20 protein-coding genes and 1 pseudogene are annotated in these 24,860 nt (G+C 57.0%); 12 read left to right on the forward strand and 9 right to left on the reverse strand.

What is annotated here, in order from left to right; all coding sequences use genetic code 11:
- The first annotated feature begins 2 nt into the window (after nucleotides 1-2).
- From tdcC to ACB035_RS00625, 4 genes are all read left to right on the forward strand, one after another.
- The gene (gene tdcC / locus ACB035_RS00610; protein ID WP_371166419.1) at nucleotides 3-1,334 is read left to right on the forward strand and encodes a threonine/serine transporter TdcC; all 1,332 of its coding nucleotides are present in this window, start codon (nucleotides 3-5) and stop codon (nucleotides 1,332-1,334) included.
- Nucleotides 1,335-1,535: 201 nt separating this feature from the next.
- Nucleotides 1,536-2,744, forward strand: coding sequence for a propionate kinase (gene tdcD / locus ACB035_RS00615; protein WP_371166420.1), 1,209 nt, complete (start codon nucleotides 1,536-1,538; stop codon nucleotides 2,742-2,744).
- 44 nt (nucleotides 2,745-2,788) lie between these two features.
- Nucleotides 2,789-5,083 carry a formate C-acetyltransferase gene (gene pflB, locus ACB035_RS00620; protein ID WP_371166421.1) on the forward strand — a complete coding sequence of 765 codons (2,295 nt, stop codon included), beginning with the start codon at nucleotides 2,789-2,791 and terminating at the stop codon, nucleotides 5,081-5,083.
- Nucleotides 5,084-5,152: 69 nt separating this feature from the next.
- Complete coding sequence (locus tag ACB035_RS00625; protein WP_371166422.1) at nucleotides 5,153-5,536, forward strand: RidA family protein; 384 nt, start codon at nucleotides 5,153-5,155, stop codon at nucleotides 5,534-5,536.
- 80 nt (nucleotides 5,537-5,616) lie between these two features.
- Here ACB035_RS00625 and ACB035_RS00630 read toward each other — a convergent pair whose 3' ends face one another.
- The gene (locus ACB035_RS00630) at nucleotides 5,617-6,828 is read right to left on the reverse strand and encodes an RsmB/NOP family class I SAM-dependent RNA methyltransferase (RefSeq protein ID WP_047434271.1); all 1,212 of its coding nucleotides are present in this window, start codon (nucleotides 6,826-6,828) and stop codon (nucleotides 5,617-5,619) included.
- A 215-nt stretch (nucleotides 6,829-7,043) separates the two neighbouring features.
- Between ACB035_RS00630 and ACB035_RS00635 the strand changes: the two genes are divergently transcribed.
- The 7 genes and pseudogenes from ACB035_RS00635 to ACB035_RS00665 form a co-directional block, all read left to right on the forward strand.
- Nucleotides 7,044-9,020 carry a reprolysin-like metallopeptidase gene (locus ACB035_RS00635; RefSeq protein ID WP_021229900.1) on the forward strand — a complete coding sequence of 659 codons (1,977 nt, stop codon included), beginning with the start codon at nucleotides 7,044-7,046 and terminating at the stop codon, nucleotides 9,018-9,020.
- Nucleotides 9,017-9,346, forward strand: a complete 330-nt coding sequence (locus ACB035_RS00640; RefSeq protein ID WP_120415664.1) for a hypothetical protein — start codon at nucleotides 9,017-9,019, stop codon at nucleotides 9,344-9,346. Before ACB035_RS00635 ends, ACB035_RS00640 begins: the two co-directional genes overlap by 4 nt.
- Nucleotides 9,347-9,598: 252 nt before the next feature.
- Nucleotides 9,599-11,563 (forward strand): reprolysin-like metallopeptidase, encoded by a 1,965-nt coding sequence (locus tag ACB035_RS00645; protein ID WP_159157330.1) that lies wholly within the window; start codon nucleotides 9,599-9,601, stop codon nucleotides 11,561-11,563.
- A gap of 622 nt (nucleotides 11,564-12,185) precedes the next feature.
- Nucleotides 12,186-14,375: a reprolysin-like metallopeptidase gene (locus ACB035_RS00650; RefSeq protein WP_371166423.1), complete on the forward strand. Its 2,190-nt coding sequence runs from the start codon at nucleotides 12,186-12,188 to the stop codon at nucleotides 14,373-14,375.
- Between the two features lie 177 nt (nucleotides 14,376-14,552).
- A complete protein-coding gene (gene pdxH, locus ACB035_RS00655) occupies nucleotides 14,553-15,191 on the forward strand; it encodes a pyridoxamine 5'-phosphate oxidase (protein WP_019444749.1) in 639 nt (212 codons plus the stop codon).
- Between the two features lie 36 nt (nucleotides 15,192-15,227).
- Nucleotides 15,228-15,842, forward strand: coding sequence for a glutathione S-transferase family protein (locus ACB035_RS00660; protein WP_236562116.1), 615 nt, complete (start codon nucleotides 15,228-15,230; stop codon nucleotides 15,840-15,842).
- Nucleotides 15,842-16,666: pseudogene (locus tag ACB035_RS00665) on the forward strand (GNAT family N-acetyltransferase); the annotation flags it as partial. The gene ACB035_RS00660 and the pseudogene ACB035_RS00665, both read left to right, overlap by 1 nt.
- A gap of 456 nt (nucleotides 16,667-17,122) precedes the next feature.
- Here ACB035_RS00665 and ACB035_RS00670 read toward each other — a convergent pair.
- Entirely contained in the window at nucleotides 17,123-17,203 is an 81-nt protein-coding gene (locus ACB035_RS00670; protein ID WP_368175128.1) for a polyketide synthase docking domain-containing protein, read from the reverse strand.
- A 285-nt stretch (nucleotides 17,204-17,488) separates the two neighbouring features.
- Between ACB035_RS00670 and ACB035_RS00675 the strand changes: the two genes are divergently transcribed.
- The gene (locus ACB035_RS00675) at nucleotides 17,489-18,028 is read left to right on the forward strand and encodes a GNAT family N-acetyltransferase (RefSeq protein ID WP_139442391.1); all 540 of its coding nucleotides are present in this window, start codon (nucleotides 17,489-17,491) and stop codon (nucleotides 18,026-18,028) included.
- Between the two features lie 96 nt (nucleotides 18,029-18,124).
- Here the strand turns inward: ACB035_RS00675 and ACB035_RS00680 are convergent, their stop codons facing one another.
- The 7 genes from ACB035_RS00680 to rluE all read right to left on the reverse strand — a co-directional run bounded on the left by ACB035_RS00680 (nucleotide 18,125) and on the right by rluE (nucleotide 24,807).
- Nucleotides 18,125-18,538: a hypothetical protein gene (locus ACB035_RS00680; RefSeq protein WP_021229911.1), complete on the reverse strand. Its 414-nt coding sequence runs from the start codon at nucleotides 18,536-18,538 to the stop codon at nucleotides 18,125-18,127.
- Nucleotides 18,539-18,721: 183 nt separating this feature from the next.
- Nucleotides 18,722-19,852 carry a cupin domain-containing protein gene (locus tag ACB035_RS00685; RefSeq protein WP_005353621.1) on the reverse strand — a complete coding sequence of 377 codons (1,131 nt, stop codon included), beginning with the start codon at nucleotides 19,850-19,852 and terminating at the stop codon, nucleotides 18,722-18,724.
- Nucleotides 19,853-19,991: 139 nt separating this feature from the next.
- Nucleotides 19,992-21,362: an adenylosuccinate lyase gene (purB, locus tag ACB035_RS00690; RefSeq protein ID WP_005334624.1), complete on the reverse strand. Its 1,371-nt coding sequence runs from the start codon at nucleotides 21,360-21,362 to the stop codon at nucleotides 19,992-19,994.
- A gap of 128 nt (nucleotides 21,363-21,490) precedes the next feature.
- Nucleotides 21,491-22,105, reverse strand: coding sequence for a high frequency lysogenization protein HflD (hflD, locus tag ACB035_RS00695; protein WP_005334622.1), 615 nt, complete (start codon nucleotides 22,103-22,105; stop codon nucleotides 21,491-21,493).
- A gap of 23 nt (nucleotides 22,106-22,128) precedes the next feature.
- Nucleotides 22,129-23,235 carry a tRNA 2-thiouridine(34) synthase MnmA gene (mnmA, locus tag ACB035_RS00700; RefSeq protein ID WP_005353619.1) on the reverse strand — a complete coding sequence of 369 codons (1,107 nt, stop codon included), beginning with the start codon at nucleotides 23,233-23,235 and terminating at the stop codon, nucleotides 22,129-22,131.
- Between the two features lie 157 nt (nucleotides 23,236-23,392).
- Complete coding sequence (locus ACB035_RS00705) at nucleotides 23,393-23,884, reverse strand: NUDIX hydrolase (RefSeq protein ID WP_042054431.1); 492 nt, start codon at nucleotides 23,882-23,884, stop codon at nucleotides 23,393-23,395.
- On the reverse strand, nucleotides 23,884-24,807 hold the full coding sequence (rluE, locus tag ACB035_RS00710; protein ID WP_236562114.1) for a 23S rRNA pseudouridine(2457) synthase RluE: 924 nt from the start codon (nucleotides 24,805-24,807) through the stop codon (nucleotides 23,884-23,886). The genes ACB035_RS00705 and rluE overlap by 1 nt, the downstream gene beginning before the upstream one ends.
- Nucleotides 24,808-24,860: the final 53 nt, after the last annotated feature.

Here is a 24,860-nt window from a genome sequence, read left to right on the forward strand (position 1 = left end):
TCATGATATTAGACAGTGTTGTCACCGGCAGTAAAGAGAATACGCGTGCATGGCGTAAATCGGATACCACATGGGGATTAGGTCTGTTCGGTACTGCTATCGGGGCGGGGGTCTTGTTCTTTCCAATCCGGGCCGGATATGGTGGCCTGATCCCAATATTAATTATGCTGGTGCTGGCTTACCCCATTGCATTTTATAGCCACAGAGCGTTGGCAAGATTATGTCTTTCTGGCAGTAATCCATCGGCAAATATTACCGAGACCGTTGAAGAGCATTTTGGCAAAATGGGTGGAGTAGTAATTACCTTCCTCTATTTCTTTGCCATCTGCCCACTGCTGTGGATATATGGTGTGACGATCACCAATACCTTTATGGCATTTTGGGAGCATCAACTACAGTTGGTTCCGCTTAATCGCGGTGTGGTTGCACTGGCATTGTTGATGTTGATGGCATTCGTGATCTACTTCGGTAAAGATCTGATGGTCAAGGTGATGAGCTATCTGGTCTTTCCCTTTATTGCCAGTCTGATCGTTATCTCTCTCTCCCTCGTCCCGTACTGGAACAGTGCCGTCTTTGATCAGGTCAATCTGAGCGAGATATCCATGTTTGGTCACGATGGTATTCTGGTCACCGTCTGGCTGGGGATCTCCATCATGGTCTTCTCCTTCAACTTCTCGCCGATTGTCTCCTCTTTCATTGTCTCCAAACGGGAAGAGTATGAGCAGGAGTTCGGGCGTGATTTTACCGAGAAGCGCTGCTCGAAGATTATCTCCGGTGCCAGTATGCTGATGGTGGCCGTGGTGATGTTCTTTGCCTTCAGCTGTCTCTTTACCCTGTCACCGCAAAATATGGCGGAAGCCAAAGCCCAGAATATTCCGGTGCTCTCCTATCTGGCCAACCACTTCTCCTCAATGACGGGCAGCAAGTCTGCATTTGCCACCACTTTGGAGTATGCCGCTTCCATCATTGCGCTGGTTGCCATCTTCAAATCCTTCTTCGGCCACTACCTGGGGACGCTGGAAGGGTTGAATGGTCTTATCCTCCGCTTTGGCTACCAGGGCGACAAGAGCAAGGTTTCCAGTAAAAAACTCAATATGGTCAGTATGTTGTTCATCATGGGTTCGACCTGGCTGGTCGCTTATGTGAACCCCAACATCCTCGACCTGATTGAGGCAATGGGGGCGCCAATCATCGCTTCCCTGCTCTGTCTGCTGCCGATGTATGCGGTGAGCAAGACACCGGCACTGGCAAAATATAAAGGTCAGGCCAGCAACCTGTTTGTCACCATCATCGGTGTGCTGACCATCCTGAATATAGTTTCCAAGCTGTTCTGAAAACCTTTTCTGCAAGTCATCAACCATTCTGGCTCCCCTGGCGGGGTCTGGATGGCGCAGTCAGAAGTGCGCAATAACCTGTTCTTGGTTGGCCCAATTATGTGGGCCCAGGGCAAGGCTATCCGTGATTTGGCCACCACACTCAGTGGTAAATATGTTCTGACTGCAGTGACTCGACATCATAAATATCGAGGCGATGTAATGAAGTTTGATTCGTTGGTTCTGGTTATCAATTGCGGCTCCTCATCGGTCAAATTCTCGGTACTGGACAGTAAAACCTGCGAGGTGGCGATATCCGGTATAGCGGATGGTATTGATACAGCCCATCCCCAATTGCAAGTGGGTAAAGAGCCCGCAATGTCATTACCTGAAAATAACCACACCTGTGCATTGGTTGCCATCGCGGCGGCATTGAAAAAACGGGATCTGCTGGATGCCATTGCACTGGTGGGTCATCGAATTGCTCATGGTGGTAGTGAATTTAGCGAAGCCGTGATCATTGATGAACATGTATTGGCCAAAATAAAGCAGGTGTCATCCTTGGCTCCCCTGCACAATCACGCCAATTTGAGTGGTGTGATGGCGGCTCGTCAGCTATTTCCCACACAACCCCAAATTGCGGTATTTGATACCGGTTTTCACCAGACCCTGAAGCCGGAAGCCTATATCTATGGGCTGCCTTACCAATATTTGCAGGATTACGGTGTGCGCCGCTATGGCTTCCATGGCACCTCCCATCGCTATGTGGCCGAGCAGGCCTGCGTATTTATGGGGCTGGATGAGCAGCATGCCGGTCTGGTCATCGCCCATCTGGGCAATGGCGCCTCTATTTGCGCGGTGCAGGATGGCAAGAGCGTCGATACCTCGATGGGGATGACGCCGCTGGAGGGGCTGATCATGGGCAGCCGCAGCGGCGATATCGATTTTGGTGCGCTGGCCTATATCGCCAGCAAGACCGGGCAATCCATCGAGGATATCGAGCGGGTATTGAACAAGCAGTCCGGCCTGCTGGGTATTTCGGGGCTCTCCTCCGATATGCGGGTATTGGAAGCTGCCTATCACGAAGGGCACCCCGGCGCGAAACTGGCGATCCACGCCTTTGTCCACCGTATTGCCCGCCATATTGGCGGTCATGCCACCTCATTGCGCCGACTGGATGCCATTATTTTCACCGGTGGTATTGGCGAGAACTCCACGTTTATCAGAAAGCTGGTGTGCGAACGACTTCAGGTATTTGGCGTAGCGATCAGCGAGCCATTTAACCAGCGTCCCAATAGCGAGGGCTGCCGGGTGATTTCGGCGGCAGAGTCCATGGTACTGGCGGCAGTTATTCCCACCAATGAAGAGAAAATGATCGCGCTGGATGCCATTCGTCTGGGGCAGCTGGTTCGTCAGGCCGAGTGCGTCTGACATCTTCCACTGTAGTGTCATGAGTAGTGAATGAGGTTTATTTGATGAAAGTTGATATGCAATTGGATCAGGATAAATTCCGCTTGGCATGGCAAGGGTTTGCCGGTGAAAACTGGAAGCACGAGATCAACGTCCGTGATTTTATCCAGCAGAACTACACCCCCTATGAAGGTGACGAACAGTTTTTAGCGGATGCGACCGAAGCGACCACCACTTTATGGAACAAGGTGATGGAGGGGATCCGCATCGAGAATGCCACCCACGCGCCGGTCGATTTTGATACCAATATTGCCACGACCATCACCGCCCACGGGCCGGGCTATATCGAGCAGGGGCTGGAAAAGATTGTTGGCCTGCAAACCGACAAGCCCCTTAAAAGAGCACTGCACCCGTTTGGCGGTGTAAATATGATCCGCAGCTCTTTTGAAGCATATGGCCGGGAGATGGACCCCAAATTTGAATATACCTTCAGCGAATTGCGCAAAACCCATAACCAGGGAGTGTTCGACGTCTACTCTCCCGAGATGTTGCGCTGCCGAAAATCGGGAATTTTGACCGGTTTGCCGGATGGTTACGGTCGTGGTCGCATTATCGGAGATTATCGTCGGGTCGCGCTCTATGGCATAGATTATCTAATCCGTGAGCGGGAGCTGCAGTTTGCCGATCTGCAACCGGCTCTTGAGCGGGGAGAACAGTTGGAGCAGGTGATCCGCCAGCGCGAGGAGCTGGCCGAGCACAAGCGGGCACTGGTGCAGATCAAGCAGATGGCGGCCAACTACGGCTTCGATATCTCAGGGCCAGCACGCACGGCGCAGCAGGCGGTGCAGTGGCTCTACTTTGCCTATCTGGCGGCGGTGAAGTCGCAAAATGGCGGGGCCATGTCCCTCGGTCGTACTGCCACTTTCCTCGACATCTATATCGAGCGGGATCTTAAGGCGGGGCTTATCAGCGAGCAGGATGCCCAGGAGCTGGTTGATCACTTCATCATGAAGATCCGCATGGTACGTTTCCTGCGTACCCCCGAGTTTGACTCCCTCTTCTCCGGCGACCCCATTTGGGCCACCGAGGTGATTGGTGGCATGGGGCTGGATGGTCGCACCCTGGTGACCAAGAACTCCTTCCGCTACCTCCACACCCTCAAGACCATGGGGCCAGCGCCTGAGCCCAACCTCACCATCCTCTGGGCGGAAGGGCTGCCGCGGGCCTTCAAGACCTATGCGGCTCGCGTCTCCATCGATACCTCATCCCTGCAGTATGAAAACGATGACCTGATGCGCACCGATTTCGAGAGCGATGATTACGCCATCGCCTGCTGCGTGAGTCCCATGGTGATCGGCAAGCAGATGCAGTTCTTCGGTGCCCGCGCCAACCTGGCCAAGACCCTGCTCTACTGCATCAACGGTGGGGTGGACGAGAAGCTGAAGATCCAGGTCGGCCCGAAAGTGGCGCCCATCATGGACGAGGTGCTGGATTACGACACCGTCATGGCCAGCCTCGACAGCTTTATGGATTGGCTGGCGGTGCAGTACATCAGCGCGTTGAACCTGATCCACTACATGCACGACAAGTACAGCTATGAGGCCTCGCTGATGGCGCTGCACGATCGCAACGTCTATCGCACCATGGCTTGCGGCATTGCCGGTCTGTCGGTGGCGGTCGATTCGCTGGCGGCCATCAAGTACGCCCGGGTCAAGCCGGTGCGCGATGCTGACGGGCTGGCGGTCGATTTTGTGATTGAGGGGGCGTATCCCCAGTACGGCAACAACGACGAGCGGGCCGACTCCATTGCCTGCGATCTGGTCGAGCGCTTCATGAAGAAGATCCAGACGTTGCCGACCTACCGCAATGCGGTACCGACCCAGTCGATCCTGACCATCACCTCCAACGTGGTCTATGGCCAGAAGACCGGCAACACCCCGGATGGCCGCCGCGCCGGAGCCCCGTTTGCCCCGGGGGCCAACCCGATGCATGGTCGGGATCGCAAGGGGGCGGTCGCTTCGCTCGCCTCGGTGGCCAAGCTGCCGTTCAAATATGCCAAGGACGGGATCTCCTACACCTTCTCCATTGTGCCGGGAGCGCTCGGCAAGGAGCCGGCCAATCGCGAGAACAATCTGGTGGGGCTGATGGATGGCTACTTCCATCATGAGCGGGATGTGGAAGGGGGTCAGCACCTCAACGTCAACGTGATGAACCGCGAGATGCTGCTGGATGCCATCGATAATCCGGACAAGTACCCCAGCCTGACCATCCGGGTCTCCGGCTATGCGGTGCGCTTCAACGCCCTGACCCGCGAGCAGCAGCAGGACGTCATCTCCAGAACCTTCACCAACATGATGTAACTCTCATGCCCGGGGTGAGCAGGCTTGCTCCGGGCCTACTTTTTGTTTGTCAGCACGAGGAAGTAACAGATGCGACAGGTTATCACTACCAAGGCGGCGCCGAGCGCCATCGGCCCCTATGTGCAGGCCACCCGGATTGGCAACATCCTCTACACCTCCGGTCAGATCCCGCTGGACCCGGTGAGCGGCGACGTTGCGGAGGGGATCGAAGCGCAGACCCTGCGCTCCCTGCAAAACGTACAGGCGATTGTCGAGGCAGCAGGCGGCCAGGTGCGCAACATCATCAAGACCACGGTGTTTGTCTCGGATCTGAACGACTTTGCTGCGGTCAACCGGGTCTACAACGACTTTTTCACCAAGCACGATGCCATGTATCCGGCGCGCTCTTGCGTGGAAGTGGCCCGCTTGCCGAAGGATGTGAAGATCGAGATTGAGGCGATTGCTGCGCTGTAACCCCATCGGGAGTGTGTCAGCAAGCCAAAACAGAGCGGCTGCCATAGGCAGCCGCTTTTTCTATCTGGTCATCTGGCAGATCAGGCGATCCGTTCGATACGAGCCATGTAGAAGCCGTCGAAGCCGGTCTCGGACGGGCTCACGGTGTGATCGTCACGCAGACGGAAGTTTTCGTTGGCGGCGAGGAACTTGTCTACCTGCTGGCGGTTCTCCTCGGGCAGGATGGAGCAGGTTGCATAGACCAGCAGGCCGCCGACCTTCACCATCTGGCTGTAACGCTGCAGGATCTCTTCTTGCAGCGCGACCAGCACCGGCAGACGCTCGGCGGTATCACGCCACTTGGCATCCGGATTGCGCTTGAGGACGCCAAGACCGGAACAGGGCACGTCAAGCAGTACGCGGTCGGCGCTCTCTTTGAGGCGCTTGACGGTCTTGCTGCTGGTGATGACCCGGGTCTCCACGTTGTGGGCACCGGCGCGACGGGCGCGTTGCTTGAGGTTCTCCAGCTTCCACTCTTCCACATCCATCGCCAGCAGGCGGCCTTTGCCCTGCATCATGGCGGCGATATGCAGGGTCTTGCCACCGGCACCGGCGCAGGCGTCGATAACGCGCATGCCTGGGGCAACTTCCAGCGCAGCAGCAACCAGCTGGGAGCCAGCGTCCTGCTGTTCGAAGCAACCATCGGCAAAGGCCTTGGTACGGAACAGGGCGGCGTCGGAGGTGACCTGCAGGGCTGTCTCCACACCTTCAACCGGAATGGTGGTGACCTGCTCTTTGGCCAGCATGGCCTGCAGCTCATCACGGGTGCACTTGAGGGTGTTGACCCGAAGGTAACGCTTGGGCATCCAGGCCAGGGCGGCACGCTCGGCAGGCCAGGCTTCACCCAGCTGCTCGCTACCCAGTTTCTCCAACCAGCTCGGGCAACCATCCATCAATACCGGGTTCTTCTTCGCCTCGGTCAGACGGCGGCGGAATGCCTCTTCATTGAAGCGATCCAGGGTCGGGTGGTTGGGCTGGGCAATTTTGTGGAAGGCGTGCCAGCTGTGCAGCAGCGGCCAGACATTCTTTTCGGCCTGACGCACCTGAATGCCGGTGAGGAAGCAATAGAGGCTGAGACGGCGCAGCAGGTCGCCGGTGACCAAGGCAATCCTTGCCTGTTCTTGCGGTTTGAGTTCGATGCCGGAGAAGTGACGGGCATAAGCGCGGTCGAGGGTAAGACCCTGACCGAGCACATCGTCAACAATGGCAACGACCAGATCCCCGAAACGGGGCAACAGTGGGGATTTGAGCATGAGATTAACCTTGGCCAGATAAAGATGAACCGCACCTTTGTGAAGAGGAGCAGTTCTAAAATTGACAAATCCGCGCAATGATAGGGGTTAGACGGGGTTGGCGCAACACTCCCCATGGGTGAGTGGCTGAAACAGTAGCGCCGGGCTTTTTGATTCGGCGGGATAATGATGCCGGTAATGGTTCAAAAAAGTGCATGACTACAAGGATGACAAAGATGCATGTGACCAGTAAGTGTTCGTTGGCCTTGTTGGTGGCCAGTTTGTTGGGGTCAACCAGCCTGATGGCCAGCGAGTGGAGTACGGTAGCCGCCAGAGCGACTGCGGAGCAAGGTTATGAGGTGCGGGCCAATCAGTTTCGGGTGGCCAAGGTGCCGCTCGACTATTTTGCCGGGCTGCAAGCCGGGGCGAGTGAGCTGACCCTGCCGTTGCCCGATGGGGGGGAGGTCACCTTTGCTCTGGAAGCCTACGACTTGCTGCCTGCAGATCTCGCCGCCAAGTATCCGCAGATCCGCACCTTCAAGGGTCACAATCCGGCGAATCCGATAGAGACAGGACGCTTCGATCTGGGGCCGCAAGGTTTCCACGCCATGTTCAGCCATCAGGGCAGGATGGTGTTTGTCGATCCGCTGCGCAATGCCGAAGGCTACGCCGTCTATTACCAGCAGGATGCCCATAGTCGATTGGAAGAGGCTGCAGATGAGGTGATAGGGCCCAAGCTCAGCAAACTGGTGCGCAAGGTGCAAGTGGATGGCAATGTTCGCAAGCGCTACGTCATTGCCATTTCGGCGACAGGAGAGTTTACCCAATACCACGGTGGCTCCAAAGCGCTTACCATGGCGGCGATTGCGACCTTGCTCAACCGCGTCAATCAGGTCTATCAACGGGATGTGGGCGCCGAATTCGTGCTGGCCAGTGGCAATGACAACCTGATCTTTACCGATCCGGCCAGCGACTTGTTTGCCAATGATAATTCGGATGCGCAGACCAATATCGGGGTACAGGCTTATTACTTTACCAATATGCAGCTCGGTAATTTTGATATCGGCCATGTCCTGAATACCAATGGCGGCGGTCTGGCCGGATTGGCAGTGCTCTGCACCAATCAGAAGTCTGGTGGGATGTCGGGTTCACCCACACCGGTGGGAGATGCCTTCTTCGTTGACTATGTGGCTCATGAAATTGGCCACCAGTTTGGTGCCGATCATACCTTCAACGGCACTACCGGGAGTTGCGGTGCTGGTACCCGGGTTGCGAGTCAAGCCTATGAGCCTGGTAGTGGCAGCTCCATCATGGCCTATGCCGGTATTTGTGGTGATGAGAATATTCAGACTCACAGCGACCCCTATTTTCATAGCAAGTCCATCGAGCAGATGCGTGCGCACATGGCGACCGTATCGACTTGTGGAACCACACTCGCGTTGAGCAATAATGCCCCGCAGGCAGCTGCAGGGGGGGACTATGTGATCCCTGCCAATACGGCCTTTATGCTAAAAGGGGCGGGTGGAGATCTGGATAATGACTCTCTGCTCTACAACTGGGAGCAGATCGATCTGGGCACTGAATCGAGCAGTGCCGCCACCATGATTGACGATGGCTCCCGGCCGCTGTTTCGTTTTGTCTCTCCCACGGCATCGTCGGAGCGGATCATGCCGAGTTTGCCATCCCTGCTCTCCGGCACGCTTGCCAAAGGAGAGGCCTGGCCGACTACCAACCGGGATCTCAATTTCAGACTGACGGTGCGTGATGGTCAGGGTGGCGTTGCCAGTGATGACATGAAAGTGCAAGTGATCAATACCGGTGCGGCATTTCGCATCACCAACCCGTTTTACGGGGTGACTCTCACTCCGGGGGCCAGTCAGGCCATAGCATGGGATGTGGCGGGCACAACTGTGGCGCCGATCAGTTGCAGCAAGGTGGACATCTCGGTGACCCAGGATGAGGGCGCAAGCTGGACAATGCTCGCCGCCGGACAACCCAATAACGGCGCAGCAACGGTAACGTTGCCTGCCGATCTCACCAGCAGCGTCAGGCTGAAAGTGGCATGCAGCGACAATATCTTCTTTGCCATCAGTCCCCTCAAATTGCCTCTGGTGCAAGGTGGCTCGACTTCAGGTGGCGGTGGTGGTGGCGGTGCGCTCGGATTGTGGACGCTGGCTCTGGCACTGCTCGGCTGGCAACGGAGGCGTACATGAAGGGAGTCCCTCTGTTGCTGCTTGTCATGCTCGGCGGTTGTCAGGCCGATGCCAGCACGCTGGAACAGGAGCTGAGTGCAAACCTCGCCAGGCAGGATTACCGCCTGATAGTGATAGCCGGGCGGGGAGAGTTCGCCCCCGGTATTGCAGCAGAGCAGCAGGCAGAGGCCAAGGCGCGCTGTGGCAAGCGTTATCTGGATGGATTGGGCGATGTTATAAGGCCCGGTCAGCAAGAGATACATGCCAAGTTGAGCGCTTACGCCAGCGAGTATAACCAGCGTATGGTGATTCATTGCCCAATAGCATCGGGCGCTGGCAAGCAGTAATACACCAACGAACCAATCCAAATGGAGGGGATATTCATCCCCCTATCTATCCGTGAAGGCGCCAATGGCGCCTTCACTTTTTCCGTTGTTGAATGGGGCCAGTCTGTATTGCCTGAGATGGGGAGCGCGGGGGTAGCACGATTTTTCAGCGTGACAGAAGTTTTGTGCGAATTTTCTTTTCTGTCTGTCACGCAGATCGTCAATTGACGCTGCACCATACTTGTTGTCACCAAGGTAGGGCAAGGAGGCTCTATGAAGCATGGCATTGCGGTGATTATCACCAGTTTGTCTGTTCAGGTTGCAGCAGAACCACAGTGGACCTTCATGGATGAAAACTTGGAAAGGGGAGGGATCTATGATGTGCGAGCTGAAAAGGTCAGAGTGGTGGTTCCTGACAAGCCTTTTGAACCCGGGCATCTCGCCAGTGTATTGACCTTGCCATTGCCGGATGGCACTACGGTGCAGTTTGATGTTCATCCGAATGCCTTGCTCCCGGAGCCTTTGGCCCAGCGCTACCCTTCTATCAATACTTACAGTGGGAAGGCTATCGATCGGGCGGCGGATACAGGCCGATTTGATGTCACCATACATGGTTTTCACGGTATGTTTACCCATCAGGGGCGTACCTTTTATGTCGATCCGCTTCAGGACGGTTTCTCTTATGCCGTTTATGAACAGCAAGATGCCTGGCGGCGACAGGATGTGGATCAGGTGATTGATCCTCATGGTATCGAGCGTGAGCGAGCTGTGCTGGTCGATGGCAATTTGCGCAAGCGCTACACTATCGCCATCTCGGCAACCGGGGAATATACCCAGTATCACGGTGGTACCAAGGTTGCAGCACTCTCGGCCATTGCAACACTGCTTAATCGGGTCAATGAAGTCTATCGCCGTGATGTGGGGGCCGAGTTTCAGCTTGCAGCTGATACGGATAATGTGATTTTCACCGATCCTGCGACGGATCCTTTCACCAACTCGACTCAGGATATCGCCATCAACCAGACCCAACAGGGGGTGTTGCTCAATCCTTCTTTTGATCTGGGCCATCTGCTGGCGACATCAGGCGGCGGGGTGGCGACCCTGAGATCTTTATGCAACCCTTTCAGCCGTTCACGGGGCATGACCGGAGGCTCACAGCCTATCGGTGATGCATTTTTTATTGATTATGTGGCTCACGAATTGGGGCACCAGCTGGGGGCCGAGCACTCCTTCAATGGCATGGCCGACAGTTGTGCCACGGGTCGCAAGGCTAGCTCAGCCTGGGAACCGGGCAGTGGCTCGACCATCATGGCCTATGCCGGGATCTGTGGTGAGGAGAATCTGCAGGTTAACAGCACACCTTTTTTTCACAGCAAGTCGATCGAGCAGATGCGGGCTCTGATGGCCTCTCTGCCCTCCTGCGGCACCGACCTTGCGCTTGCCAATAACGCACCGGTTGTGGATGCGGGGGGCGATAGGGTGATCCCCGCCAATACGCCTTTCACTCTTGTCGGTAGTGCGCTGGATCTGGATGGTCATCCCCTCAGTTACACCTGGGAGCAGGTTGATCTTGGCAATGCATCCTACAGCGTGGCAACCATGGTGGATGATGGAACCCGCCCGCTGTTTCGCTTTGTTTCACCGACATCGGATCCCCGCAGAACATTGCCCGCCATGAGCTCTCTGATATCGGGTGTCTTGGCCAAAGGAGAGGCGTGGCCTGCGACCAATCGCAATCTCCAGTTCCGCCTTACCGTACGTGATGGTCAGGGGGCGGTGAGCAGTGATGAAATGGTGGTTCAGGTGATCAATACCGGCGCTGCATTTGCCATCACAGCTCCGCAGATCGGCGCCATGGTGGCGGGTAGCACTCAGCTAGTGACATGGAATGTTGCCGGGACCGATCAGCCTCCTATCAATTGTCCCAGCGTGGATTTGGCACTGACACAGAATGGCGGCTCTACCTGGACTACGCTGGCAAGCGGGCTTGCCAATAACGGTTCGGCCAGTGTGGTGTTGCCTGCACCGTTGACCAGCACGGCCAGGCTGAAGCTGGCATGCAGCAATAATATTTTTTTCTCTATCAATGGGATAAGAGGTAATGCGTCTGCCACTACGGAAAGTGCAACTGTCATTACCGACAACAATGCGGGTGGCGGCGGTGGTGGTGGTGCAGTGAATCTTATCGTGATCCTCCTGATGGGAGGGGCAGCCGGATGGCGCAGGTATTACGGTTAGCCGTCAGTTTGCTGTTTCTATATATCTGCGCAGCGCCTTTTGTGGCCGCATCACTGACCGAGGCAATAGATGAGAGTCTTGCTGCTCAGGATTATCGGCTTATAGTGCGCGGCGGGCGCGGTGGTATGGCCCCGGGGGTTGTGGAGTCATTGCAAGCAGAAGCGAGAACCCGGTGCGGAGTCCGTTATCTGAAAGGGTTCGGTGATGTGATTGAGATGGGTAAGGAGTCGGAGTTTGAGCAGCGGATTGACTATGCCACCCGATATAACCGACAGATGCTGGAAAGGTGCATGCCGGAGGCGATTTCAAGGCCGTAGTGGCTGTTCAACAACGGCGTGTAAATCGGCATGATTGGAGTTATAACTCTAATATTCCAAACATAGTGATAGCCTCATGGGAATGATTCGATGACTCACATATGAGCCCCCATATACTTTTTTTGGAGTTTTAACTCTATGAAAAAGAACTGCTGAAAATGCTAACAAAATGAGCTGTTTATAAACTATAACTCACTAACTTTATGATTTTAAATGAAATAAAATTCATTTAATTTTTATTGAAAAAGTTGAATTGTGATTTGTGTCACGTTATTCTCGCCGGCTGTTCAGTCAGGTGATTAATAATGATGAAGTTCACAATAAATGCAATCTCAGTTGTCATCGCAATGTCAGCCAATATCGCGCTGGCATCCCCATGGCATATGGTCGAAGCACACAATAGGCAGGCGGCTGATACAGTCACAACTAGTGCCTATACCAGCTTTAAGGTCGATGAAGAGTTTATTCAAAATCTGCGTGCTGGCGATACGCTGATTACTTTGCCATTACCAAATGGTGGAATGGTGCAATTTGAAGTGCAGCCCTCGTCGGTGTTGCCACCTGCATTGGCCGCCAAGTATCCGGATATCATGACCTTTAAAGGCCATGAAGTGGGCAATGAAAATAATACCGGCAGTTTTGATATTTCCCCACGTGGTTTTAATGGCATGTTTATGCACCAAGGGGAGCAGGTGTTTATTGATGTTCAACGTAGCGGTCTTTATTCCGTTTATTACAAAAAAAATGTAAAGCCGCGAAAAAATGGGCATCATGAAGAGCTGATGCAGAATAATACAAGTGAGCATGAAAGTGAAAAAAAGCGCTCATTGTTAGATAGTGCAACTAAGCAAGCAGCACAAAAATATAACTTTCCTGGAATAAAAACATATCGGATTGCGATATCTACCACTGGAGAGTATACCACCTCATTTCATGATAAAATAGGTGCGTTGTCATCTATTGTAACATTGCTGGCTCGAGTCAATGAGATATATGAGCGTGATCTCGGTATAAAGTTTATCTTGGCTGATGGTAATGATAATATTATTTTTGACGATCCGGACACAGATCTTTTTTTTAATGGAACTAATAAAGACCGCACATTTACCACGCCTACAATAGACCGTGATGATGCACATCGCAATGAGCTTGTTCAACTGTTGGCTCAAAGAGAAGCCGATCCTGCGAAAAAGTTAGGTGAGTTTGATATTGGCCACGTGCTGATGACGACCAATTATTCTGGCTTGGCATGGGGGACGCTGTGCGCAGCTCCAAATCTGGATTATTTCGGGAATAAGTCCCCTGGTCGAAACTTGCGATCTAATGCAATGAGTGGAGCCGGTAATGGCAGCTCGGGAGCGGGAATCGCAGAGATCGATGCGATGTTTGTCGATACCTTTGCGCATGAAGTGGGTCATCAGCTCGGTGCAGAGCATATCTTTAATGTCGACCAAGGCGGACGTGTAGCTAATTCCGCTTGGGAGGTTGGTAGCGGTGCGACCATCATGGGTTATCCGGGCAGAGTTGGCATGGGGTCACAAAATCTGCAATCTAAAACGACGGGTTATTTTCATAGCAAGTCCATTGAGCAGATGCTTGCTGTGCTAGTCAGCCGGCCAGATAATTGTGGCGTTGTTGAGCCTATGATCAAGCAAGATATTGATGTGAATATCTCACCAGCATCGCAATCAAAAGTTATTCCTGTTAGAACTGCATTTTCACTCACAGGGATTGGTTCTGGTGAAGATGGAATGACTTTTACCTGGGAACAGGTTGATCTTGGTCGAGCGACAGAGAGTGCATCTGATATTTACTATGGGAAATTGAACGATGGACCCTTATATCGTTTTGTAGCGCCTGCAACGTCTCCTGAACGTCACTTTCCTTCTTTGGCTACTCAGCTAAGGGGATATGAACGATTTATGTTGCAACAGCCTGAGCTAATAAAAGATGAAGAGAAGGGCGATCCATGGGTCAATGTACCGCGTACTCTGAATTTCCGTTTGGTGGTCCGTGATGGAAAAGGCGGTGGTGCCTATGATGAGACCTCGGTCGAAGTGGTTGATACAGGTTCACAAACCTTCAAGATATTGCCAGCCCCTGACCAGCGTATTCTGGTTGGCAGCCCGACCACAGTGAACTGGCAAGTAGCTGGAACCGATGGTGGCCGTATCAACTGCCAGCGGGTCGATATCAGTTATAGCAACGATGAAGGCAAGAGCTGGCAGCCGCTGGTCAATGGCGTGAGCAACAATGGCGCTCATGAGGTAACCATTCCGGCCAATGCTGGCAGCGCTGTTCGCCTCAAGCTGGCCTGTAGCGACAATATCTTCTATGCCATTACGCCAAAACTGGCGACCAAGAGCAGCGATACACCGGCTCCCCAGCCTGAAAGCAATGGCGGCGGCGGTGGCGGCGGTTCGACCGGTCTGTTCGCGCTGCTGGGCCTTGGTATCGCTGCGCTACTGCGTCGTCGTGAGATCATGAGCTACTAAACCAAGATAACCCAAGGGTGAGATTACCCATCTTTGGTAAATTGATAAACCAAGCGAAGAGGCGTGAGCCTCTTCGCTTTTTTTGTATGGTTTACAAGGTCGCTTTATCGAGCGCACAATGCCTGCGTCACTCTCTTGATGGTCGTGGAACCATTATTTATTTGAAGGAAAATCAAGATGATGGATGTTGCTGATCTGCGCCGTGAGTATACCCGTGGCGGGCTGCACCGGGCCGATCTGCCGGCCGAGCCGCTGGCGCTGTTCGAGAAGTGGTTGGCGCAGGCTTGTGAGGCCAAACTGACCGATCCCACCGCCATGGTGGTGGCGACGGTGGATGCCGATGGTCAGCCCTGGCAGCGCACCGTGCTGCTCAAGCACTACGACGCCCAGGGGATGGTCTTTTACACCAACATGGGCAGCCGTAAGGCGCAGCAGCTGGAAGGCAATCCCCGTATCAGCCTGCTCTTCCCCTGGCACACGCTGGACAGACAGGTTCATGTGACTGGCCGGGTGGAGAAGATGAGCACCTTCGAGGTGATGAAGTATTTCCACAGCCGCCCCAAGGATAGCCAGATCGCTGCCTGGGTCTCCAAGCAGTCGACCCGCATCTCGGCCCGCGGCGTGCTGGAGGCCAAGTTCCTCGAGCTCAAGCAGAAGTTTGCCAATGGCGAAGTGCCGCTGCCGAGCTTCTGGGGCGGATTCCGGGTGGTGATCGAGACGGTGGAGTTCTGGCAGGGGGGCGAGCACCGGCTGCACGACCGCTTCTACTACACCCGCGACGGGGATGGCTGGCATATCGAGCGTCTGGCACCCTGAGCGCGCTGTTCAATTCTGTTTTCACAAGGAGTGTGTATGCGTCTGTATGGTGATCTGCGTTCCGGCAACTGTTACAAGGTGTGGCTGCTGGCCCGCTGGCTGAAGCTGCCCCTTGAGTGGGTAGAGGTCGATATTCAGGCGGGGGATACCCGTACCCCCGCATTTCTGGCCATGAACCCCAACGGCAAGATCCCGGTGCTGGAGATTGGCCAGGGCGATACGCTGGCGGAGTCCAATGCCATCCTCTTCTATCTGGCGCAGGGCTCGTCTTTGTGGCCAACCGATCCGCGCCAGCAGGCCGAGGTGCTCAAATGGATGTTCTTTGAGCAGTACAGCCATGAGCCCTACATCGCGGTGGCCCGCTTTATCGTTCACTATCTCGGCCGACCCGAGTCGCAGGAGGCGCGGCTCGACGGGCTGAAAGCCGGTGGCGAGAAGGCGCTGGCGGTAATGGAGCAGCAGCTGAAACAGAGCCCCTACCTGTGCGGTGATGCGCCGACCATCGCCGATATCGCCCTTTATGCCTACACCCATGTGGCAGAGGAGGGGATCTTCTCCCTGCAGGGGTGGCCCGCTATCCGTAGCTGGATCGCCCGTATCGAAGCCCATCCCCGTCACCTGACGCTGCCAGCGGCCTGTCAGGCCAGCTGATGGAACTGCTGATCGAGGCCAGTCTGTGGCAACCGCAGTGGGCTGCACTGTTGCAGGTCTGGCAGCAGCAAGGTCATCGCTGGCAGCTGCTACTGGGCAAAGAGGCGGCCGCTGCCCTCGATCAAACCGATGCTCCCTGGGCGAGCAGCCCTCCAGACGGGGTGCTCTGCCCGGGAGCCCTGCTGGCTGCCTGGCTCGATGGGGATCTGCTGGCGGATTTTCATGTTGATCCCAGCCGCCAGATCCTGATCAGTGCCTCTACCTCCCTATTGACCCTCGCCAGGGAGCAGGGACTGCTCACCCTTGGCCCTGTGGGGGCCGATCTGCCGCTCACCCCCGAGGCCGATTTGGGCGCCGTGCTCAATCGCCTGCTGGCGCGCCGCGTGACGGTGCCGACCCTGGCTGAGGGGCATTCGCTATCAGGTGTCGTATTGCGACCACTGCAGGCTGCCGATGAGCGTGAGATAGTGCGCTATTGCAGCGACGAGGCGCTGGCGCGCTACACCCTCAATATTCCTCACCCCTATCCGCCGGAGGGGGCCCGCGACTGGCTGGCGCTCAGCTGGCGCAAGGCGGCGCTTGGCCTTGGCTGGAGCTGGGCCATCACCTTGCCAGAGGAGCCAGGTGCGGCGTTGCTTGGGGTGATCTCCCTGCACTGGAATGGCGAGCTCGCCTGGTGGGTGGGCGTGCCCTGGCAAAATCGCGGTCTGGCGACCCGGGCTGCTGGTTTGGTCAAGGGGTTCGCCTTTGACCAACTGCAACTGCCTGCGCTGACGGCTCGCCATATGCCAGACAATTTAGCCTCCGGCCGGGTGATGGCAAAAGTGGGCATGCACTATCGCGGGCGGCGCCATATCAGCGGTCGCCAGCCGTGTGAGGTGAGTTACTGGCGGCTGGATCGCGCTCCCTCCTTACCCAATCCTTTGCCTGAGGAAATTTCCCGCTGGCTGGCTGATGAGCGGATCGCCGTGGTGATCCTGTGGGATCCTGTAACGTTGGATCGGCAGAGCGCCAACGGTAAGCTGGCTATCTCGCTCTTTGTGGATGAGAGGGGCGCGGGGGAGAAGCCCTGTTTTCTGCGCTGCCCGCCGCATCTTGAGAGGTTGCTGGCGCTGCACTGTTATCCCGTCGATCTGCTGGAGCAGGCCGAACCGGAGCAGTTGTCCCATCTTGGCGGCGTCTTGCTGAAAGACAGGGATGAACAGGGGCTGGCGTGGTTGCTGCAACTGGCCGCGCTGCAGCGTCAGGGGCCTGATCTGCTCAGCCGCGAGGAGCGCGCATCACGGCGCCACTGGTTCAACCAATTGATGGCGCAGGCGCTGGGTGGCAACTGTGACTCGTCGCAGATACGCTATCAGCAGTTACGGCTGCTGGTGGAGCTGCCGGAGCTGGTCGATGAGCTGGATGGCTGTTGGCATCAAACGCCCGAACTGACCTTTGCTCGGTTGGCGCGGGAGGCTCCCGCCCTCTGGCTGGCCTACCGCGAGGCGATGAACAGGGTCACCCCGGCTACGCTAACCGCCTTGCAGCAGCAGTTTGCAGCTCGTTTTCCTGAGTGCACCCTCCCATTTTTGGACAAAGGTACTCAGAATGACCAGCCGTTGTGTGGAATAATGCCCGCTCTGCTGTACGAGGAGTAATACCTGATGTTGAGAACCGAGCGCCCCGGTGACATGCTGCCGGTTTATGAGCTGCTGAGTGCCGCCTTCGGTCGTTCCGATGAGGCCGAACTGGTCAACCGCCTGCGCGAATGTGGTGCTGCCGTGGTGACCATGGTCGAAGAGGAAGAGTACGAGTTCATGGGGCACCTGATGCTAAGCCCGATCACCATTAACGGCATGGAAGGGCCCTGGCTCGGTCTGGCACCAGTTGCGGTTCATCCCGACTGGCAAGGTCAGGGGATTGGTTCTGATCTCATCCGTGAAGGGCTTGATACGGCGCTTGAGATGGACTGGAAAGGGGTGGTAGTACTCGGGGATCCGGCCTATTACAGCCGTTTCGGTTTCCGTCCGGCCAGCGAGTTTGGCCTGCACTGCATCTATGAGGTGCCTGCCGACTGCTTTATGGCGATGGAGCTGCAGGAGCGCGGTTTTGCGGGTGTGCAGGGTGAGGTGCTCTATCACCCCCTGTTTGATGAACTCCCCGACGAGCTGCCGGATGCGCAGGCAGAAGAGTCCCATTCATAGCGAGACGTCGCAGCGACAAGCTATAACGAAAAAGCCCTCATCGAGGGCTTTTTCATCTTGTATTGGTCCCTGCCGGGCTTATTCGAGCAAATTGGCTCAGGCAATGATATCGAGCTGGGTGCCCTTGCGATTATCTTCGCCCACCATGTCACCCATCTGCTGGGCGAGCGGGCTCTGCTGGAATTGCATGTAGTCGCTCAGATTCTGCTGGCGCTGGTAGCGATTCGCTGCCTGATACATATCAGCCGTGCTTGGGCCCGACTTGCTGTCGCTCTCCTGACCGCTGGCCTCCAGGTAGCGCTCCACCACGGCTTTATCTTGCTGGTTAGCCGTATAAGAGACCGCCAGGGTTCTGCGAGCCGTTGCTTTCTCTTCGCTCTGTGCCTGCAATTCATCCTTCTTGGTCAGTGCTTCGTTACGGGCCTGACTGACCTGCTCGGGCGTGACAGCGGGAGAGGAGGGGTATTTGCCGTAATCGGGCAGCGGCATGGGCCGGGAGGTGATTTGCATGGTGGCGCTTCTCTTTTGAACAGGGACGGACGCATGATACCCATCCATGTTAGCTCAATAAATCACCACTTGTCGGTTCATCAAGAGTAGGTTCAGCTTCGCGCATCGATTGTTAATTGAACCGCCTCTGAGTGACAAAAAAAGCGCCATAAGGCGCCTTTTTATCCTTCAGTTACCGCCGGATCAGTTGAAGAACCAGTAACCGCGGTTGACCAGACGGGTCAGCAGTTGCAGGAAACCGGCCTGATCGGCCAGCTCCACCATGTCGGCCTGGGTGATGATGTCCTTGTCGCACAGGAGCGAAATGGCTGCCGCGTCTTCGCTCTGCAGCGTCCAGGCTTCGCCGTCGATGAAGCACTGCTGGCTCTCACCACTAAACCAGACGGTGCGCAGACCCGGCACCTTGATGGCGGGCTCGCCCTGGGTCAGCAGGTCGGCCACTTCCTCGGCACTGTAGTCCGGCTCGACCGGATTGACGTCCAGATCGTGCTTGGCCTCGGAGATCATGGTGCCGAACCACTCCTTGAACAGGGTCTCGTCATCGAGAGCCTGCTGCATCAGCTCGCGCAGACGGTGCAGCTCGTGGGGCTGGATCTCGCCGTGACGGGCGCGGGGCTTGAGATCGGCATCGCCGTAACGCTCGGTACGCACCTCGTTGTCGATCAGGTGATCGGCAAAGGAGGAGATAAGCGCCTTGGCATCCGGTGCACGGAAACCCACCGAGAAGTTCATGGAGGGCTCGATGGCGTAGCCTTCGTGGGGGAATCCGGGCGGAATGTAGAGGATATCGCCCGGCTCCATGATGACGTCGATGATCGCCTCGAACGGCTCGCAGTGCAGCAGTGCGGCATGGGCGGCGAACTCGTTGAGCGGCTTGGCATCGCCGACTCGCCAGTGGCGTTTGCCCAGACCCTGGGTGATAAACACATCGTAGTTGTCGATGTGGGGGCCGACACCCGCGTGAGGGGTGGAGAAGCTCACCATCACATCGTCAAAGCGCCAGCCCGGAATGAACTGGAACGGCACCGCCAGCTCGTTCACCTCGGGGGCCCAGTGGTTGCAAGCCTGTACCAGAATGGTCCAGTTCTCTTCGCCCAGATGGTCGTAGGATTCGAAGGGGCCGTGGGCAGCATCCCACTTGCCGTCGAAACGGGTGACGAGGCGCGACTCTACCACCTCTTCCATGGCCAGACCCGCCAGCTCATCCGGGCTGATGGGATCCTGAAAGTCCTTGAAGCCACCCTTGATAAGGAGCGGGCGCTTCTGCCAGTAGTGCTCGAGGAAGTGAGCGATATCCAGATTGAGTTCGTACATGCTGTTTCTCGTGTCTCGCAAAGAGGTTTTGCCCAAGGCAGGCTTGGGAAAAGCCACTCGGGATCCTGCCGTGGCAGGGAAAATAACAGGGGCCCTGTGGCGTATTGTGCACAGGGCCCCTTCGTCACTGCCGGTTGGCTTACTTCAGCAGATCGACCAGACGCTGGGCGTCACCGATGTAGTTGGCCGGGGTCAGCTTCTTCAGCTCAACCTTGACCGCTTCCGGTAATTCCAGGGTGTCGATAAAGGTACGCATCCCTTCGGCATCGACGCGGCGACCACGGGTCAGCTCCTTGAGCTTCTCGTAGGGCTTCTCGATACCGTAGCGGCGCATCACGGTCTGGATAGGCTCGGCCAGCACTTCCCAGTTGGCATCCAGATCGGCGGCCATGGCGGCGTCGTTGGCTTCCAGCTTGGAGATACCCTTGAGGGTCGCCTGATAGGCAATCAGTGAGTAACCCACCGCCACACCCAGGTTGCGCAGCACGGTAGAGTCGGTCAGATCACGCTGCCAGCGGGAGATAGGCAGCTTGCTCGCCAGATGCTGGAACACGGCGTTGGCCAGACCCAGATTGCCTTCGGAGTTCTCGAAGTCGATGGGGTTGACCTTGTGCGGCATGGTGGAGGAGCCGATTTCACCGGCGATGGTGCGCTGCTTGAAGTGACCCAGGGAGATGTAACCCCACACATCGCGGTCGAAGTCGATCAGGATGGTGTTGAAGCGGGCCATGGCGTCGAACAGCTCGGCGATATAGTCGTGCGGCTCGATCTGGGTGGTGTAGGGGTTCCAGGTCAGGCCCAAGGAGGTAACAAACTCCTCGGAGAACTGGTGCCAGTCCACATCCGGGTAGGCGCTGAGGTGGGCGTTGTAGTTGCCGACTGCACCGTTGATCTTGCCGAGGATCTCCACCGCCATGATCTGCTTGAACTGGCGCTCCAGACGGTAGGCGACGTTGGCCATCTCCTTGCCCATGGTGCTCGGGGTCGCCGGCTGGCCGTGGGTACGGGAGAGCAGCGGCATGTCACGGTACTCGTGGGCCAGACGCTTGAGCTCGCTGATCAGCTTTTCGCAATAAGGCTTGATGACCTCTTCGCGAGCGGTTTTCAGCATCAGACCGTGGGAGTTGTTGTTGATGTCTTCCGAGGTGCAGGCGAAGTGGATGAACTCGCTGACAGCCGCCAGCTCCGGGTTCACTTCGACTTTCTCTTTGAGGAAGTATTCCACCGCTTTCACATCATGGTTGGTGGTGCGCTCGATCTGTTTGATGCGGGCGGCGTCACTCTCGTTGAAGTTGCTGACGATGCCGTCGAGCAGGGCGTTGGCGGCCGCGCTCAGGGCAGGGACTTCCGGGATCCCGGCGTGGCTGGCCAGTTTTTGCAACCAGCGCACCTCGACTTCGACGCGAAAACGCAGCAGGCCGAATTCGGAGAAGATAGGGCGCAGGGCATCGGCCTTGTCGCCATAACGACCGTCAATCGGGGAAACAGCAGTCAGCGCGGACAGCTCCATGGGGTGAACTCCTGATGATTTGTGTGGGGGATCCGTATCCACTCGCGCGTGGGGTTGAGTCGTCATCAAGGCGGATGTGCGGCTATTTGCCCTGATGTCGACCTCCTTGCCCGCACGCGAGCCGATGATTAGTAACGTTTGGCCAGCTCCACCATCTTCTTGCGAGCGAAGATGATCTGGGTGCGGCTGCCACCGAGCTGACGCCACAGCACGCAGGCACGAATGCCCGCCAGCAGCAGAGCACGCACCTTGTGCTGCACCAGCGGCTGCTGCAGGAACAGCGGGGTACCCGCCACCTGGATGCGAGGCCCGATGGGGCTGATAAGATCGCTGTAGATGCTCGCCATGTTGGCCAAAATCTGCTCGTCGAGCAGATCGAAGTGCTGTTGCTGGCGGCCAATCTGGCTGATCCGCTCACCCAGCATATTGAGAATGTCCTTGCGCTTGGCCAGCTTGCGCTCCAGTGCAATCAGGCTCACCACGTAGCGGGTCAGCTCGGCATTCTTCTGGCTGCCGTCGGCACCCAGCTGCTCGACCAGCGCGCGGTAGCCGTCGCGAATGGCCAGATGGGTGTTGTTGAACACCTCGAGCGGTTGGCTCGGGTTGGTCACCAGAATGCTGGAGAGGCTCTCGCGCAGGGCGGCCTCGTCACAGCTGCCGTCTCGGGCCACCTTCTGCACCAGATACGCGGCCTGGCAGATGCCGGCAAAGGCCATGGTTCTGTCTTGGAATTTATCGCTCACGTCTGCTGCCTTCTGTTAAGGATTCAAACCGGATGGCTGAAACGTTGTTCGATGATGCCGCCGCCCAGACACACTTCCCCATCGTAGAAGACGGCGGACTGGCCCGGGGTCACTGCAGCCTGTTTCTCGTCGAAGATGACCCGGATGGTCTCGTCGTCGATGGGCTGGATCAGGCAGGGGATATCCTGCTGGCGGTAGCGGGTCTTGACGGTGCAGCGACGCGGCTCGCGGATCGGAGTGCGATCCACCCAGTGCAATTGGCTGGCAATCAAACCATCGGAGTAAAGGCGGGGATGTTCGCCCTGCGCCACCACCAGCACGTTGCGCTCGACCTCTTTGTCGACCACATACCAGGCCTCTTCGGTGGCATCTTTGCGACCACCGATACCGAGCCCCTTGCGCTGGCCCAGGGTGTGATACATCAGACCCTGATGCTCGCCGATCACCTTGCCATCCACGGTCTCGATCTTACCGGGCTGGGCGGGCAGGAACTTGGCCAGGAAGTCCTTGAACTTGCGCTCGCCGATAAAGCAGATGCCGGTGGAGTCTTTTTTCTTGGCGGTGATGAGATCGAGCTGCTCGGCGATGCGGCGCACCTCGGGCTTCTCCAGATCGCCAACCGGGAACAGGCTCTGACCCACTTGCTTCTCGCTCAGGGTATAGAGGAAGTAGCTCTGATCCTTGTTGGTATCGAGACCGCGCAGCAGGCGCGGGCGGCCGGTGCTGTCGTCACGGCGCACATAGTGGCCGGTGGCGATGTAGGTGGCACCCAGCTCTTCGGCGGCAAATTCGAGGAACGCCTTGAACTTGATCTCCTTGTTGCAAAGGATATCGGGGTTTGGCGTGCGGCCAGCCTTGTACTCTTCGAGGAAGTGCTCGAACACATTGTCCCAGTACTCGGCCGCGAAGTTGATGGTGTGGAGTTTCATCCCCAGCTTGTCGCAGACGGCCTTGGCATCAGCCAAATCCTGGGCGGCAGAGCAGTACTCGTCCGTGTCGTCTTCTTCCCAGTTCTTCATGAACAAGCCTTCGACCTGATAGCCCTGCTGCTGGAGCAGGTAGGCCGAGACGGAAGAATCCACGCCGCCGGACATGCCGACGATCACCTTGATTTGGCTGTTGTCTGTCATTAGTCGAAGTTACCAGTTCGTTTAAACGGGGCGTATTCTACCAGAGTTTTGCGCCCCCGGTCACATATCCATGCCGCAGTTCCCATCAGGAGCCTGATAGCAGGAAATCGTTTTTCTGTCGTTGGCCTTTGTCACCGAAAAAGAGTGTCAAATGGCCTCAAATAAAGGCCTTGAGTGCCGACAGTGGCAGCCGTGTCCCCGCCAAATAATCCTGAATACACTGCCACACCAAGGGGCTTCTCAGGGCCGGTTTGCATTCAGCTATTTCTTCCAGAGTGAGCCAGTGGCAAGCCAGCACATCGCCGTCAGGATCCTCTGGATGGTGCTGACCAGGCGCTTTTTCAAGGTCGAAGATGATGGCGGTGCGCACATAGGTGGCTTCGCTGTCGGCCGGTTTGAACAGATAGGTACCAAGCCAGGCGGTCGGCGTGGCGGTCAGACCCGTCTCCTCTTTCAGCTCACGACAGGCCGCTTCAAGCAGGTTTTCCCCCGGCTCCACATGGCCGGCGGGTTGGTTGAAGCGGCGCTGGCCTTTTATCTCCTCTTCCACCACCAGAAAGCGCCCCTGCCACTGCACCAGGGCGGCGACCGTCAGGCGCGCCTCCATGCGGGCGTGGCTGGTGGTCGAGTGCTCTGCCTGATTGCTCATCATGACTCCTTGTCGCTGCTATTTGGATTGCCCGCACGGGCGGGTCGGCGTGCCGTTCCTCGCCCGCTGCTGCGGGGTTTGCCGCCGGTCGGGTTCGTGGCTGCGCGCTCGGTTGGGTGAGTGCTGCGGGGGCGCTCGTCCCGTCTCGGCTGGCTGGCCCGCCGTGGCGCATCCCCTGCCGGTTTGGCCGGTTTGGCGGTATGAGCGCCTGAACGGGATGAGGCGGGACGCGGGCGGCTGCTGGAGCTCGGCACCAGCTCGGGGGCGGGCAGGCTGCGGCTCTCGCCGGGTGCCAGTCCATCCAGGGTCCAGTCGCCGATGGCGTAGCGAATAAGGCGCAAGGTGGGGTGGCCGATATGGGCGGTCATCCGCCGCACCTGCCGGTTGCGTCCCTCGATGATTTTGATCTCCAGCCAGCTGGTGGGGATCTCCTTGCGCTCGCGAATGGGCGGATTGCGCGGCCATACCGCAGGTTCATCCATGATGCGCGCCCCGGCGGGCAGGGTCATGCCGTCATTGAGCTCCACCCCGGCGCGCAGGGCGGCCAGTTTCTCCTCGCTCGGGATCCCTTCCACCTGCACCCAGTAGGTCTTGGGGGTCTTCTCCCCCGGCTGGGTGAGGCGCGCCTGCAGCTTGCCATCGTTGGTGAGCAGCAGCAGCCCCTCGCTGTCGCGATCGAGCCGCCCTGCGGCGTAGATGCCGGGCTCTTTGATGTAATCCTTGAGAGTCTCGCGGCCCGCCTCGTCGGTGAACTGGCAGAGCACCATATAGGGCTTGTTTAGCAGGAGCAATTTGCGATCCGCTGGGGCCTGCTCCGGTTTGCGGGGGGATGCATGGCGGGGTGCGGCTGGTTTGGCCGCCGTGCGCGGGGCGTTATCGCGCGGCGCACGGCTGACAGAGAGACGGGAGCGGGGAGATTTCATTGGATACACACTTCAGACAGACGATGGCAGCGAGTGTACCACAGGGGCTGAGG

The organism is Aeromonas sp. S12(2024) (assembly GCF_041402305.1).
Lineage (GTDB): Bacteria > Pseudomonadota > Gammaproteobacteria > Enterobacterales > Aeromonadaceae > Aeromonas > Aeromonas veronii.